This is a genomic window from Chitinophaga sp. YR627 (genome assembly GCF_900114995.1).
In the GTDB taxonomy this organism is placed as follows: domain Bacteria; phylum Bacteroidota; class Bacteroidia; order Chitinophagales; family Chitinophagaceae; genus Chitinophaga.
Genome location: NZ_FOUX01000001.1, coordinates 727,268 through 741,639, shown reverse-complemented (window position 1 = coordinate 741,639; position 14,372 = coordinate 727,268). Strand labels below are relative to the sequence as shown.

The window sequence follows — 14,372 nt, the reverse complement described above, 5'->3', positions numbered from 1 at the left end:
AAGAATAATGGTTATTTTGGGGCTTAATGGTTACCCTGCGTCCCGATACTTTCTTTCAGTTGACGGGTCGATAATTTGCAATCCTCCAGCGTCTTTCTGAGGTTGTCAATATCATTGATATTCCCTTTCAGCTCCCGCCTGTTGAAGAAAAAAGTATTATATAACAGTGATACCTGCAGAAAGGACTTATATCTTGGGTCAAAGGCCTGTCTGTCGTAGTTGGATTTGATAGAGCCAAGTGAATACCGGATATCATTCTCCAGGAATACCGCTTTCACGGCGGGGTCGAAGTTAACGATCTGTTTATATGCCGTGTCAATGGTCGCGCGTTGCACCTTTACCAGTTCTTCAAACTCCGCATCGCGGGAGAGTTTATCTGTGAGGTCCTCTTTTGATATGGTTTTGCTATCTCCAAAATCATGAAACAATCCAAATCCGAGGAGGCTAACGGTGAACAAAAATATTCCGCCAAGGAATAAGAATTGTTCCCTTCGTTCTTTTACGCTAAGTTTTATCATCGTTCGTTGTTGTATAATCTGTCACAATTATTTCACGACTCAAAATTGAGGATAAATCAATTCATGGGATATCCCCAAATGTGGGAGTATCGGTCACCGGTAGCGGTGTGAATGAGAATTTTAACATATATGATCATAATAAGTGACCACTGACAGGTACTGTCATAACGATCATCATTGCTGCCGGAGATGCAATAATGTAGCTTTAAAAAAAAAGCGATGATGAGAAAAATTTGTTATCTGATCATCTGTATGATGATGCATGCTGCCATCGGCCGTGCCGCAGAAAAGATGTTCTGGTTACCGGCTGGGTGCACACACAACCGTCAGCAACTATTCACTTACTTTAGCCAGGCCCCTTTACTGGGACTAGACCAGCGGGATTATGCGTATGCACTCGTGCAGCAACTGGGATCCGGCTACGTACCTACTGACTCGCTCAAAACCGATAAGGCACTCTCAGAAGCTGCGGTGGCCTTCTTTACGGATGTAGCTTATGGCCCTGTAACCACACGTATGGGATATGATGGTCTTAAATATGTTCCTGATTGTCTTGATATACCCGGACTGCTTTACAGCGCTCTTTCCAATAACAGCTTTAGTCAATTGCTGGAAAAAGTAGAACCCTCTGCGCCGCAATACAATGCCTTAAAAAGTAAGATCGCTCTCTATACCGACAGATTACAACGCAAAGACTATCATCCTGTAAAAATCATAGCCGAAATAGCTGACAGCAGCAATCATCCACTAATAGACAAATTATACCAACTTGGTTTCCTGGATACGTCTGATTATACAATTCACGAAGACACCCTTCGCATAAAAATAAGGTCAGCACAGTATACGTTCGAATTCCTGGAAGATGGCGCGCTGAGACCAGGTGTAATAGAAGAACTAAATGTATCTCTTGAAAAAAGACTGTTAGAACTCAAACATGCATTAAACACATTCCGATGGCTGAATTGCCTGCGGAAATACCAATCAGTTGTTATAGTAGACATCCCTGCTGCTGAACTGTTTGTATATCTTGGCGACAGTACAATACTCAATTCCCGGGTAATTGTAGGTAAAGCTAAAACGCCCTCATCACCGCTGAGCAGTAAAATAGACGAAATTATTATGTTCCCTTACTGGACGGTGCCACATAATATTGCTGTTAAGGAGCTATTACCTGGTATTAAAGGAGCCCCATCATTATATCTTGAAGCAGGGAATTATCAGGTATTAGACAAATCCGGTAGAATACTGGACCCACTATCTATCAACTGGGCGGCCCTGAATAAACATAATTTCCCTTATACACTCAGGCAAATGAATGGCTGCGACAATTCACTTGGTATAATTAAATTAAACTTCTTTAATCCCTACAGCACATATCTTCATGATACACCGGCCAGAAGTTACTTTATGTTTAACAGCAGGTATTTCAGCCACGGTTGCATTCGCGTAGAAGATGCCATTCCATTGGCAAAATTGCTCTTACCGGCTGAATCAGCGCGTATTGATAGTCTATCTAAACTAAAAGATGCGCCAGCAGGTAAACCTGTCATTATTCCGGTAAAGCCGGGCATTCCTGTAATGGTACTGTATGAAGTAGCCTGGCCGGAAGCAAATGGTACGGTGCGTTTCTTTGAAGACGTATACGATAAATTTAAATAAGGTAGATTTTTCCATCTTCCATTTTTATGGTCCTTTGAGTTCTTGCAGCAAATTCCTCATCATGTGTCACAATTAACAGCGCCTGTTTTTGCTGACTGGCAAGCTCATAAAATATATTAAATACTATTTCACTATTCTTTTTGTCAAGATTTCCGGTAGGTTCATCTCCCATGATAATACAGGGATTATTGATCAATGCCCTTGCGATCGCAACACGCTGCTTTTCGCCGCCGGACAACTGATTTGCTTTTTTAATCGCCAGTTGTCCGATTCCAAGCATGTTAAGTTTCTCCATCGCCATATGTTCAACTTCCGCCGCCGGATATTTGTTTAGTTTTAATCCGGGTAGCATTACATTATGTAATACGGTGAACTCATTGAGCAGATAGTGAAACTGAAAAACAAATCCGATTTTCTCATTTCTTATTCTTGCCAGCTCCGGCTCTGTTTTATTATTCATCGTTACATCCTCAATAAGCAGTTCACCACTATAATCTGTATCCATGGTCGATAATATGTATAAAAGGGTGGACTTGCCACATCCTGACTTACCAGTCACCGCAACAAACTCGCCCTTCTTTATAATGAGATTAATATCGCTTAATACTTTCACATCAACAGGATCGTGGAAGTATTTATTGATATGACGTGCTTCAAGTATAATATCTCCCATATTATTTCCCTCTGATAATGATTACCGGATCAACTTTACTAGCCTTTCTGGCAGGCTGCCAACTCGCCAGGTAACAGGACAATAGCGTAAAACTGAGACCTACGAAATAAATATACGGTGCATAACTTACGGGATAAGTTGTCATAGTTGGTAATGACATTGTATGAAAAGGCACCTGATCTATGCCCAGAGACACTAAAAAACCTGTTATAAGCCCCGTCAGTCCTCCCCCTAAGCCAATGCTCATAGCAATTAGAACAAATATTCTCTTCACATCTCTGCCCGCAAAACCAGTAGCTTTCAATATAGCGATAGCATCCATTTTTTCGTAGATCATCATATTTAGTATATTAAAAATTCCAAAACCCGATACAGTAAGCAGGGTGATACCTACCGCATAAGATATAAGAGACCGTATAAAACTTCCTGTTTCAAATTCTGCACTGAGCGTCTGAAAGTCCTGAGCGCTGATATCAAAAAGTCTGCTGTACTCGCGCGCCATTTCCGGGGCGCTGGCGATATCTTTAATGCTGACCTGAATATCTGTTATATAATTAGCAGTTTTACCCAACAATTTCTGTGCTGTAGCTAACGATGTAAAACTCTGGACCTTATCATAATCCTGAATACCTGATTGCCATAATGCAACAACTTTAAGCGGGAACCGCTCTCCTTCCGCAGTTGTCAACTGCACAGTTTCACCAATATGGACCAACAGATTCTCCGCGAGCGCCTTACCAAGTATAATGCTATTGGGATCCTCCGCCAGCCGCGATGCATCTCCCTCGACAATATAATCTTCAAAATGAAATAGTCTACTTTCCGCACGTTCTTCAATTCCATTCACTGTAGCCGTTATATCAATGGTTCCTTCATTGAAAAAAGCCTGCATGGTTATTTTGGAAGCTATGCCGGCAACACGTTTGTCCCGGTGTAATGACGCAAGGATGGCCAAAGCATTATAAATTCCCTGCCGGCTGCCCGTTGCCTTCACCGACCTGATAAAATGATAACCGGAGCGGTAAGCCGGAGACTTCTCCATTGGCTGAACAACCGCCGGCCTTATCTCATTATAGAGACGGACATGCGGCGTACGGTTCAGGAAAAGAGAATCCATCATTTCATTCAGTCCGGTCATAAAACCGAGCAGCGACACAAACATCATGATGCTAAATGCCACTCCAATAGCAGCAACGAGACTTTGCCGCCATCTTGCCCTCAGCAGTGACCAGGCAATATTAACTATAAGCTTCATGGCATGGGTTTTAAGACTACATCATCTATGGTAAGCCCGGAAAGCACCTCTACCCTTTCATAGTCCATCAACCCGGTAGATATCTTCCTCCTTCTGTTGTTGGTCAGAAGAACAAAATTACCATCCAGGAGGCAGGAACGGGGAATTGTAAGTGCTCCCGACCGGTCTGCAGTAATAATATTTGCTTCACAGGTCAGATTGGGATATAATATAGGGGGTGGTTTCAGGAAGCATGCTTCCACCGTAAAGGTCTTTGATCTTTCATGCATATATGGTCTTACCTGCGTGACACTCGCTTCAAATATCTGCCCCCTGTAACTGTCCATAGCCACGATGATTTTTTGTCCGGGCTGAATGAGTGCTATATCATATTCATCTACCTGCAGCTCCAGCAGGAAAGAGGCAGTATCCCCAATTACCGCCACAGGTTGCTGTGTATTGACCATTTCCCCTTCTTCAATAAGTATATTATACACTCTACCGCTATACTCGCTTCTTACAGTATAATCACTGGTGCGTGACCGCGATATTTTCAGGTCATTCAATGCCTGCTGCTCATCATACTTTAGCGTCCTCTCCAACTCTGCATAGCGCAGACAGGCAGCATCATAATTATCATGAGAAGTTTTCCAGCTGAGTTCCCGCTGCTCGAGTTCATTACGGCTACCTATCTGTTGAGACCAGAGATTTTGCTGGCGCCTGAGTTGCAAGGCATCCTGATCCATTTTTATCTTCGCCTGATCGATCAGCAAACGTAGTTCATCCAGTCTCCTGAAGTTGGCTGCCTGTGCAGCATTTTTTGCGGCAATATCTGCACTTTTAGCCTGTAGTTGCGCTGTTACTGAGGAAAGCTGAAGAATAGCATCGTTCTGACGCACAATATCGCCCTCCTTCACAAGTCTCTTTTTTAAAATTCCATTAACCGCCGGAAAAACATCATACTGATGATTACTTTTGACATAACCGGAAGCATACACCGATTCCGTAATCCGCTCAAACACAGGTTTTATTTTTTCCAGCCTGTCCCTGCAACCGATTATCACAAACAATAACATAATAGCAAATAAGCATTTCATAAGCCCGCATATTACATTTCCGCCTTAATGTTCTCCGACAAATCCTTATATATCCTCTGAACATCACTCAGTTTACATAGTGCAGTACCCGGATTCAGGGTTGCAGCTGTTCCACACGCAACTCCAAAGCGGGTCGCATCTGCCAGATCCTGCCCCCTGAGCAGTGCAAAGACGATCCCAGCCACCATTGAATCACCAGCGCCAACCGTACTCTTCACAGGTACTGCTGGTGCTGAAATAGTCACAGAAGCTTCCCTGGTAATAAGTATTGCACCAGCGGCGCCCAGCGAAACAACGACATTTTCGCAGCGCCCTCCCTGAATAATACTTCTGGCGACAGGCACAACATCATTGATATCACACGCCTTCCTGCCGGCTAATAAAGCAAGTTCATTCAGACTTGGCTTTATCAGATAGGTGCCGACTTTGACAGCCTGTAACAGTGCATCACCAGAGGTATCAACGATATATTTGGCGCCCATTTCTGCCGCGATTATGCCCAGTCTGGCAAAAGTATCGCCAGGCATTCCCGGTGATAGACTTCCGCTGGCCACCAGATAATCTGCCGGACCACTATTTTTTATTTTTTTCAGACCATTATCCAATTCCTCCGCAGATATATCCGGACCAGGCATAACAAAGCGGTATTGACAGGCGGCTGTGCTATCATATACTGTGATGTTCTCGCGTGATTCCGCCTTTGCAGGCAACATAACAGCGGCAACTCCTTCATTTGCCAGCAGGCGATCTATCTCCTTTCCTACACAGCCTCCTCCCCAGAAGAATGCTGTTGCTTTAGCTCCCAGCGATGTAAGTGCACGGGCAACATTAATACCCCCTCCTCCCGGTTCCGGCACTGCTGCCGAACAACGCATTTTTCTTTCAGGAACTAAAGCCTGAATACTAATAGATTTATCCAACGCGGGATTAAACGTTACTGTAATTATCATGGCATTCAATTTATCTGATTGTCAGTCTTTCAAAGCCTGCTGCTGTCCCGGTAAGGCTATTACATCGTGACTTACCAGGTACCTTGCTATAAGCTTACCGTGTTCATGCGCGAGCTTATCTGTGGATAAAGGATCAAATGATTCCGTTTGTAACGAGCAGACCAGCTCTCCGGTACGAAGGTTATAAAGATTACTTTCCCAGAAATAACGCGTATTTTCCGCATAGTATCCGGGCGTGATCATATGCTCATATATTCTGGAATAGTAACTCCAGAAACGTAACTCATACAAAACATCAGGAGTATAAAAAATACGGCCCTGAACATAATGACTTCCCTTTGCTTTGTCCAGCAATACAATAGTTATGACAGCATCAAAATTGCCTCTCTTTAACTTACTGATGGCAATACGCTCCTCACTGGCAAAAAATCCACCTGGACCGTATTCCTCCAATGAAGTAACGGCATCGCAGCCAAGCTTCTTCAAGTCATCTGCCAGGTGCCTCTCCATCTGATAACGCAAACCGGTGCTGCTATCATTGCCTAAACACAACACCAGCATTTTATCATACTTTTCAGGGAGTTTGTTTTCTACCTGCCATGACTGTGACATCCTGACGGTATCACATCCAGATAACAGCAACAATACACTTATATAAATAAGTAGCTCCTTCCCTTTCATCTTTCTGCGATTTGTAAAATCAAGCTAGCACAAATAATATAAATATTAGATGACCATGGTCACTGGTAATTACGACACATCTCATCATTTACGCTCCCGGATAACATTTATGACAGCCGGATGAATGACCACGTAACTGTATTGCCTGTAAATGCGCGTATCTGCTTTTGATGAACTTCAATCATTTCAGTGATCACCGTCATTGTCCGACACTCTGTTAGACAGTTAATTTTACAAGAAGAAACTTGTAAATAACACACATTTTGAAAGCAAAAACCACGAATATGAAACAGATTAAACTAATACTGCTTACCGGTTTATTACTTACCGGATCACACATCACATTATTTGCCCAACAGGTATTACCAGAATTTGTTGTGCTGGCAAGAAACTATAAGTACCTGAGCTCAGTAGACGGTGATGTGGGCCAGCCCGTCAGATTGCTGCGCCAGCAAGCAGTCTCATACGACATAAAAAATTCAGAGATCTACCAGGAAGATTATGACACTTACTCAATATCTTTCTACTTGCCGGGCGGTTATATACTCGCTGCCTATGACTCCAAAGGAGCCTTGATAAGCACAGCTGAAAAGTACAAGAATGTAGCGCTTCCAGAGGCAATTACCACTGCTGTGGCAGAAAGATATCCCAACTGGGGTATAGCTAACGATACCTATCTCGTAAATTATAAGGATGGCCGGGCAACACGTATATTGTATAAGCTGGTGCTACAAAACGGCGATAAACGCCTGCGTGTAAAATTAAATCCCAATGGCGATTTTCTGGATTGACATTCGGCTGCCTGCAGAAAAACAGCTGACATACCTCATACATGCTAAAAAAAATCTATGAAAAAAGAATTTCCAGCTCAGACATCCCAGGGAGCTATATATGGATTGGGCTTTATCGGAGCAGCCATCTTTTATATCTCACATGCGGTAAGCTTCTGGCCGGGTGTAATAGGCTTACTGAAGGCATTCGTCTGGCCCGCATTTCTGGTATATGAGGCTTTAAAAGCACTAAGTACCTGAGAGCCGGCCGGAAACAACCTTTACTTATGTATTTACTTGTTAAAACAAAGATTTATGAGAAAGATATTGTTATCATTTGAAGGCACCGATTATTCGCAGGGCGCTTTTGACTTTGCCAGAAGAATGAATGAAGGTGAACCTGTTTTGCTGACCGGCGTTTTTTTACCACAGGTCGATATTGCCAACTCATGGAGTTACGCTTATGGAGGGGGAAGTGTGTATATTCCGCTCATCGAGCGGGTCGACGCCGAAACTGTGGAAGAAAATATATCAAGGTTTAAAGCCGCCTGTGCGCGTTATGGAATCGACCACAGAGTACATACTAATTTCAGTTCCTACGCACTTCCTGAACTTCAGAAAGAAACCCGTTTTGCTGACCTCATGATACTGGGTGGACAACTCTTTTACGAGAATCTGGGTACCGAAAGTCCCAACGAATATTTACGGGATGTACTGCACGAGGCCGAATGTCCGGTGGTGGTAACACCGGAAAAATTCAACTATCCGGAAAGTATAGTACTCGCCTATGATGGTAGCAGCGCCTCCGTACGCGCTATTAAAAACTTCGCCTACCTGTTTCCTGAACTATGTGAATTACCAGCTACTGTCGCATTTGCATCAGACAAAAGCGGTAAAAAATTACCAGACGAGGACTATATCAGAGAACTGGTTGCCAGGCACTTCAGCGATCTGACCTTCCGCGAGCTGCAATTTGCACCAAAAGATTACTTTTCAACATGGATGGCTGATCAGGCCAACCCAATACTGGTAACTGGCGCATTTGGCCGTTCCGGTTTCTCACAAATATTCAGGCACAGCTTTGCCTCTGATATGATAACAGATCATCTGTTTCCGGTATTTATATCACATGGATAATGATTATGCTTCAACAGACACGTTGTGTTTCCATCATCTGATTACACATTTAAGGTAGCCACTCTGCATATCGGCTACCTTAAATGTGCTTTAAATTTCAACAGCATTAAATTCATCCACATGCTCAAAATCAAATACACCCTCCTCATGACACTATTAATATCCGCAGTCGCCCCAGCCTGCTATAAATATGCCTATGATCACACCCAGGTTCCCTGGCAACCATTCTCCACTGGTATATTGTCTGATAATATTCCGGTTCTTTGCTATCATAACATCAGTATGACCGGAGGGAAAGAAGATGTTTACCATATCAGCGCACTGCATTTTGATGAACAGATAAAAATATTGCATGACAGCGGCTATCATGCTATCCTGCCGGATCAGTTATATGATTACCTTACCCAGCGGCAGCCGCTTCCTTCCAGACCGGTAATGATAACTTTTGACGACACACATGAAACACATGCGTCGATTGCCGCACCTATACTTGAAAAATATGGATTCAGGGGCACTTTCTTTATAATGACCGTTTGTATAGGGAAGAAAAACTACCTGACCACACAACAAATCAGGTTTTTGTCCCGGAAAGGCCATGTAATAGGATGTCACAGTTATGATCACCCGGCTGTTACCACCAGCGCAGGGCAGCAATGGAAACATCAGGTGGACGAACCCGTAAAGCAACTTGAGGCCATAACCGGAACAACGATCAGGTATTATGCTTACCCTTTTGGCGTATGGAATAATACCGCAATTACCGCATTAAAGAGGCTAGGGATCAAGGCAGCATTTCAATTATCTGAGGAGACAAGTTCAGAGGAACCTCTTTATACGGTGAGGCGAATGCTGGTGTCGGGAAAATGGTCTCAGATGGATTTACTGAAACGGATAAAAAAGCAGGTCCGTTCATGAAGCTGATAATGTTTCATACAGCTTTTTTATCAGGTGAGTCTGTTTTTCCCAGCTAAGGTGCCACAACTCTTCCTGTGCGCCTTTTTTAAGTATTTTTGAGAGACTGTTGTATTTTGCAAGACCATATATTGCATCAGCCATTTTATCTACATTCCACCAATCCACCTTTAAGGCATATTTTAGTACCTCCTGTACACCGGATTGCCGCGAAACTATAACCGGCTTTAATCGCTTCCAGTGGAGATATCCCGAAAGGCTCAGATACCGATGGCATCACATAAACGTCAGTCAGGGAAAACAGGTGCAATAAATGCGGCAGATCTACAAAACCGGGAAAATGTACTTTTGCAGATATACCCAGCATTGCTGCCTTTTGAATCATTTTGTCGCGTAACTCACCGTTTCCAGCCATTACAAAACGGAAATGAGGATCTTTCTCAAGTATACGCTTCTCCGCATAAAGAAAATTTTCCGGATTTTTCTGATAAGTGATCCTGCTCACAAAAGACACAATCTTTTCACTGAATGGACGCGCATGATGCAATGTATGACTAAAGGAAGCCGCCGGCATTGCATTATTAACAACGGTTATCTTGTGTGAGGGAATATCATATTGACTGACAAGCATTTTCCCGGTAAATTCACTGACTGTAATTATGCTGTCCGCCGAAGGTCTCATAGTCCATAAACAGATTCAACAATTGCTCATCGCCTGGTATTGCGTTCAGCCAGGAAATATATCTATTAGGCGAGAGTGGCCATTCTTTCCAACCCCGATCGGCAAACCGGAAGGCAATATCATCACTCAACTGTCCATTCTTCAGCAAAAGTTTCACCGCCGGACAACCTGCTGCAGCGTAAATATAATTAGGGCTACGCCATTGTAAAACATCATGTCCGGCATCCGCCAGTATTGAATCAAAACCGAGATCATTGATTATCGGAGCAATACTGTCAGCATAAATAAGCTCCGTATTACGGAAAGTCTGGGGCATCTGCCCAAAAAGATCATATATAAGATGAGTATGTGCGCGCACCTGTTCGCGGAACTCTTTCTCACTGACTATTGCAGCCAGGGAATGTGCTGCTGTTTCACCCAGGAGCTCTACGCAACCAGTAGCTACCAATGCCCGGAAACTATCCAGCACTTCGGGGACATACCACAACAACTGCTCAATTACTGTACTGCTAAGGGAAAAACTAACCTGCAGCCTATACCCCGTAGACTCGATCAACCTGAGTAAGAGCCCGTTGAACGGCAGATAGCAATTATACGCAACTCTCCTTAATATATCCCGGTTCATCATTTCATCAAAATAGGCCTCGTCCGAACCTATCTGAAAGAATGAATAATTATTCAGCCGGAATGGCTGGTGTACCTGAAAATACAGACAGATGTTCTTCATGTGATAAATGCTTGTTGTATTTCCAAAATAACATCCATCTGTTGACTACGGCAATGATGCTCATCACTGACAGTCATAACGTCCTTCATTATTCCGGTGACAATGATCATGCGATCCCGGCCGCTGGGTCATCTGTATACTGTCTGCCTTCGGCTAACTTGAAATAAAAAACAGCTATGATGCCGCAATCAAAAAAAATGATCACAGCCTTATGCCTATGGTGCATGTTGCAATCCTGCACAGCTACACCGACAGAAGAAAACGGGAATTCCCTTACTGATTACGTGATTACAGACACCCCTTTACCAGGGAATCAGCTGCCTGCAGACAGCAGCATTTATCAACGAAAACTGCAGCACATGGTACATAACAGGCCTGGTACAAAATGGCCTGTTGTGGGAAATGAGCCGGAACAAGCGGGAGTACTACCATATAGCCGGATTCTGGCTTACTATGGTAACTTCTATACGCCGGCAATGGGTGTTTTGGGCGGCCCTGAGGCAGAAATGCTTACCCGCCTCAAAGCGGAAGCAGAAAGATGGTACAGAGCCGACACAATGATGCCGGTGATACCAGCGATACACTACATCGCAGTTACAGCGCAACGCAATCCCGGCATATCCGGGAAATACCGCCTGAGGATGCCGCCGGCACAAATCAATAAAGCGATAAACCTGGCAACCACCAACAACATGCTCTTATTTCTCGATGTACAGGTCGGCCTCAGTACGCTTCAGGAAGAACTTCCACCATTGGAAACTTATCTCAGGCGCCCTGATACCCATCTGGGCATTGACCCCGAATATGCTATGAAAAATAAGGCAATTCCCTGTTCCAGTATAGGCACTTTTGACGCAGCTGATATTAATTATGCAGTTTCCTTTCTTGCCAACATTGTCAGAATATATCACCTGCCGCCCAAAATACTGGTCGTACATCGTTTTACACAAGCCATGCTTACAAACTATAAAAATATAATACGGGTTCCGGAAGTACAGATTGTCATCAACATGGATGGATTCGGATCACCTGCGAAAAAAATAGACAGTTATAAAGGTTTTGTTGCGGCAGAACCTGTACAGTTCACAGGATTCAAATTATTCTACGACGTAGATCCCAGGACAGGGAAGCGGATCATGGAGCCGGAAGAAGTACTGGCTTTATATCCCAGCCCCTTATATATTCAATATCAATAAAATCTACTTTTATGCATACCAGTATCATTCCTGTTAAGTCTCATACTCGCCCTGCTGATAAATTTACGGATGTGCATATTGCCATAGTCGCATATATGTCGGCAATGCTACTCGCAACAATGACTTTTCCACTACGGAAAAGCCTTCTGCTGTTAATGCTTGACAAGTTATATGCGGTATTAATAGAGCACAGGTACTAACTGTATACCTGCCCAAGCGCATCCTCCTGATCATGCAGGATCAGATATTCAACAATTGTATCCCTGCTGATTACACCCGCTATATTGCCATTGACGGTGATAGGAACGATCATGTCAAATTCAGGAGGTAATTGTTCCCAGGCTACAATTGCTGGTATTCCGGCATCAAATGCCTGACATTGTTTATCCAGTAATTCAGTCACAGGACGCCCTATATGCCTCCTGTCAATACTGTGTAACATCTTTCCCCTGTCAAGCACCCCAATAGGGTGTTTTCCGTCAGTGATGATAAAATATGGTTGGCGGTAGTCAGCAAGTGCTTCCAGTGCATCACGCAATGACATGTTACCCGGAATTGAATGATATCTGGTTGTCATCAAATCTTTCAGCAAAAGTCCGGACAGACGCATCCTGATCACAGCATGCTCTTTCTCAACAGCGCCCTGCAACAACAGGTACAGACCAGCTACGATCAGCAATATATTTACATTCAGAATGCCTGTTGCGAGAACCAGCAATGAGATAAAACGACCGGTCCAGATAGTAATGTTTGTCGCTTTTACGGGAGTCGTAAATACTTCCAGCACCGCCCTCAGTATTCTGCCGCCATCCATCGGAAACACCGGGATCAGATTGACGATCGCTACCAATATATTGACGGCATGCATCAGGAATAAAAAATTTGCACGGTCCGTATTCAGGAAAAACGGTACGGATTTCCATACGGGCGCCTGCTCCGGCAGCAGCGGTATAAGTATAATTCCAATCAGGAGATTGGCCAGCGGGCCGCTTAGACTTATCATTATCTCCCTTCCAGGCGTATCAGGCAGACTTCTTAAATGCGTAAATCCACCAATCGGAGATAACAGAATATCCCGCGTCTTTATTCCAAAATAGCTTGCAGTATACATATGTGCTAATTCATGTACGATGACAGTGGCCAGTATTCCCATTACCACCAGCAGACTCCAGAAAGTATGCATAGCAGATTTCCCGGACTGCCCTTCGATGATCAGTAACCATCCGATCAGCAAAAGAAAAGACCAGTGAATCCCTACCCTTGTACCTTTGATCGTCATCAGGGTGAATGTATGTTTCATAACAGCTCATTTAGTTCATCTCAAGATCTTATATCATCCGGAAGGGATCAATGACGAACATTATGGACTGAGATTGATACAGATCACCGGTAAAAGCAACTACCGTCATTGCAGTGCACTTCGCGCTGCTGTAAATTGAATACTGGTTAATCATTCTTCACATTATTAATTCCTCATTTTATGAAAACAGATCTGCAACTCCAACAGGATGTTATGGACGAACTGCTCTGGGACCCTACGCTGGAAGCAGCCGAAATCGGTGTTGCCGTTAGTGACGGCGTTGTGACGCTTAGCGGAACAGTAAATAGCTACACAAAAAAGCTGGCCGCTGAAAAAGCCGCCAAACGGGTTAAAGACGTACAGGCGGTTGCAATGGATATCTCCGTTCACTTCTTCAACGGTGAAAGCAGGTCAGATACAGACATTGCCCATGCCGGCATTAATGCCTTGTCATGGAGTACAGTTGTACCTAAAGACCATGTAACACTAAAGGTGGAAAATGGATGGATTACCCTCGAAGGCGAACTCGATTGGCAATACCAGCGGCAAGCTGCCGAAAACCTGACAAAAGACTTACAGGGCGTTAAAGGAATTACTAACCTGATCCGGCTGAAAGAGGCGCCTACAGAAAGAATAGTAAAAGATATCATCAAAAAGGCGCTGGAACGAAGCGCAGAAGTAGAAGCTGCTGCTATCAATATTATCACCGAAGGGCACCGTGTTATCCTGAAGGGCAGAGTACGTTCCTGGGGAGAGCGAAGCGAAGTAGAAAAAGCCGTGTGGGCCGCCCCCGGTGTCACAGAAGTAAGAGATGAACTGATCATCGCACCTTAAAT

At 43.9% G+C, this 14,372-nt stretch carries 16 protein-coding genes; 7 read left to right on the top strand and 9 right to left on the bottom strand.

The window, feature by feature from the left end; genetic code table 11:
- Positions 1-23 precede the first annotated feature (23 nt).
- Entirely contained in the window at positions 24-518 is a 495-nt protein-coding gene (locus tag BMZ72_RS02615) for a type VI secretion system transmembrane protein TssO (RefSeq protein ID WP_089804971.1), read from the bottom strand.
- A gap of 219 nt (positions 519-737) precedes the next feature.
- Here BMZ72_RS02615 and BMZ72_RS02610 point away from each other — a divergent pair, with 219 nt between their 5' ends.
- The gene (locus tag BMZ72_RS02610; protein ID WP_089804969.1) at positions 738-2,177 is read left to right on the top strand and encodes a L,D-transpeptidase family protein; all 1,440 of its coding nucleotides are present in this window, start codon (positions 738-740) and stop codon (positions 2,175-2,177) included.
- On the opposite strand, the gene BMZ72_RS02605 is transcribed toward BMZ72_RS02610, so the two are convergent.
- From BMZ72_RS02605 to BMZ72_RS02585, 5 genes are read right to left on the bottom strand one after another with little or no spacing between them, the layout of a single operon-like run.
- Entirely contained in the window at positions 2,170-2,850 is a 681-nt protein-coding gene (locus tag BMZ72_RS02605) for an ABC transporter ATP-binding protein (RefSeq protein ID WP_089804967.1), read from the bottom strand. The two genes, BMZ72_RS02610 and BMZ72_RS02605, sit on opposite strands and share 8 nt — an antisense overlap.
- A 1-nt stretch (position 2,851) precedes the next feature.
- On the bottom strand, positions 2,852-4,105 hold the full coding sequence (locus BMZ72_RS02600; RefSeq protein ID WP_089804965.1) for an ABC transporter permease: 1,254 nt from the start codon (positions 4,103-4,105) through the stop codon (positions 2,852-2,854).
- Positions 4,102-5,181 carry an efflux RND transporter periplasmic adaptor subunit gene (locus BMZ72_RS02595; protein WP_218155193.1) on the bottom strand — a complete coding sequence of 360 codons (1,080 nt, stop codon included), beginning with the start codon at positions 5,179-5,181 and terminating at the stop codon, positions 4,102-4,104. Before BMZ72_RS02595 ends, BMZ72_RS02600 begins: the two co-directional genes overlap by 4 nt.
- 11 nt (positions 5,182-5,192) lie before the next feature.
- Positions 5,193-6,131: a 1-phosphofructokinase family hexose kinase gene (locus BMZ72_RS02590; RefSeq protein ID WP_089804961.1), complete on the bottom strand. Its 939-nt coding sequence runs from the start codon at positions 6,129-6,131 to the stop codon at positions 5,193-5,195.
- Between the two features lie 21 nt (positions 6,132-6,152).
- Positions 6,153-6,812, bottom strand: a complete 660-nt coding sequence (locus BMZ72_RS02585; RefSeq protein ID WP_089804959.1) for a hypothetical protein — start codon at positions 6,810-6,812, stop codon at positions 6,153-6,155.
- Positions 6,813-7,096: 284 nt separating this feature from the next.
- Between BMZ72_RS02585 and BMZ72_RS02580 the strand changes: the two genes are divergently transcribed.
- The 4 genes from BMZ72_RS02580 (at position 7,097) to BMZ72_RS02565 (ending at position 9,634) form a co-directional block, all read left to right on the top strand.
- Positions 7,097-7,603: a nicotinate-nucleotide adenylyltransferase gene (locus tag BMZ72_RS02580; protein WP_089804957.1), complete on the top strand. Its 507-nt coding sequence runs from the start codon at positions 7,097-7,099 to the stop codon at positions 7,601-7,603.
- Between the two features lie 57 nt (positions 7,604-7,660).
- Positions 7,661-7,843: a hypothetical protein gene (locus tag BMZ72_RS02575; RefSeq protein ID WP_089804955.1), complete on the top strand. Its 183-nt coding sequence runs from the start codon at positions 7,661-7,663 to the stop codon at positions 7,841-7,843.
- A 54-nt stretch (positions 7,844-7,897) separates the two neighbouring features.
- Positions 7,898-8,719, top strand: a complete 822-nt coding sequence (locus BMZ72_RS02570; RefSeq protein WP_089804953.1) for an adenine nucleotide alpha hydrolase family protein — start codon at positions 7,898-7,900, stop codon at positions 8,717-8,719.
- A 120-nt stretch (positions 8,720-8,839) separates the two neighbouring features.
- Entirely contained in the window at positions 8,840-9,634 is a 795-nt protein-coding gene (locus BMZ72_RS02565) for a polysaccharide deacetylase family protein (protein ID WP_143087574.1), read from the top strand.
- A gap of 142 nt (positions 9,635-9,776) precedes the next feature.
- Here the strand turns inward: BMZ72_RS02565 and BMZ72_RS02560 are convergent, their stop codons facing one another.
- The gene (locus tag BMZ72_RS02560; RefSeq protein WP_177222660.1) at positions 9,777-10,262 is read right to left on the bottom strand and encodes a glycosyltransferase; all 486 of its coding nucleotides are present in this window, start codon (positions 10,260-10,262) and stop codon (positions 9,777-9,779) included.
- Between the two features lie 13 nt (positions 10,263-10,275).
- Positions 10,276-11,040: a glycoside hydrolase family 57 protein gene (locus BMZ72_RS02555; protein WP_089804947.1), complete on the bottom strand. Its 765-nt coding sequence runs from the start codon at positions 11,038-11,040 to the stop codon at positions 10,276-10,278.
- A 179-nt stretch (positions 11,041-11,219) separates the two neighbouring features.
- On the opposite strand from BMZ72_RS02555, the gene BMZ72_RS02550 reads away from it, so the two are divergent.
- The gene (locus tag BMZ72_RS02550) at positions 11,220-12,236 is read left to right on the top strand and encodes a hypothetical protein (RefSeq protein ID WP_143087573.1); all 1,017 of its coding nucleotides are present in this window, start codon (positions 11,220-11,222) and stop codon (positions 12,234-12,236) included.
- Between the two features lie 196 nt (positions 12,237-12,432).
- Here BMZ72_RS02550 and BMZ72_RS02540 read toward each other — a convergent pair whose 3' ends face one another.
- Positions 12,433-13,536, bottom strand: a complete 1,104-nt coding sequence (locus BMZ72_RS02540) for a site-2 protease family protein (protein WP_089804939.1) — start codon at positions 13,534-13,536, stop codon at positions 12,433-12,435.
- 180 nt (positions 13,537-13,716) lie between these two features.
- Here BMZ72_RS02540 and BMZ72_RS02535 point away from each other — a divergent pair, with 180 nt between their 5' ends.
- Positions 13,717-14,370 carry a BON domain-containing protein gene (locus BMZ72_RS02535; protein WP_089804937.1) on the top strand — a complete coding sequence of 218 codons (654 nt, stop codon included), beginning with the start codon at positions 13,717-13,719 and terminating at the stop codon, positions 14,368-14,370.
- Positions 14,371-14,372: the final 2 nt, after the last annotated feature.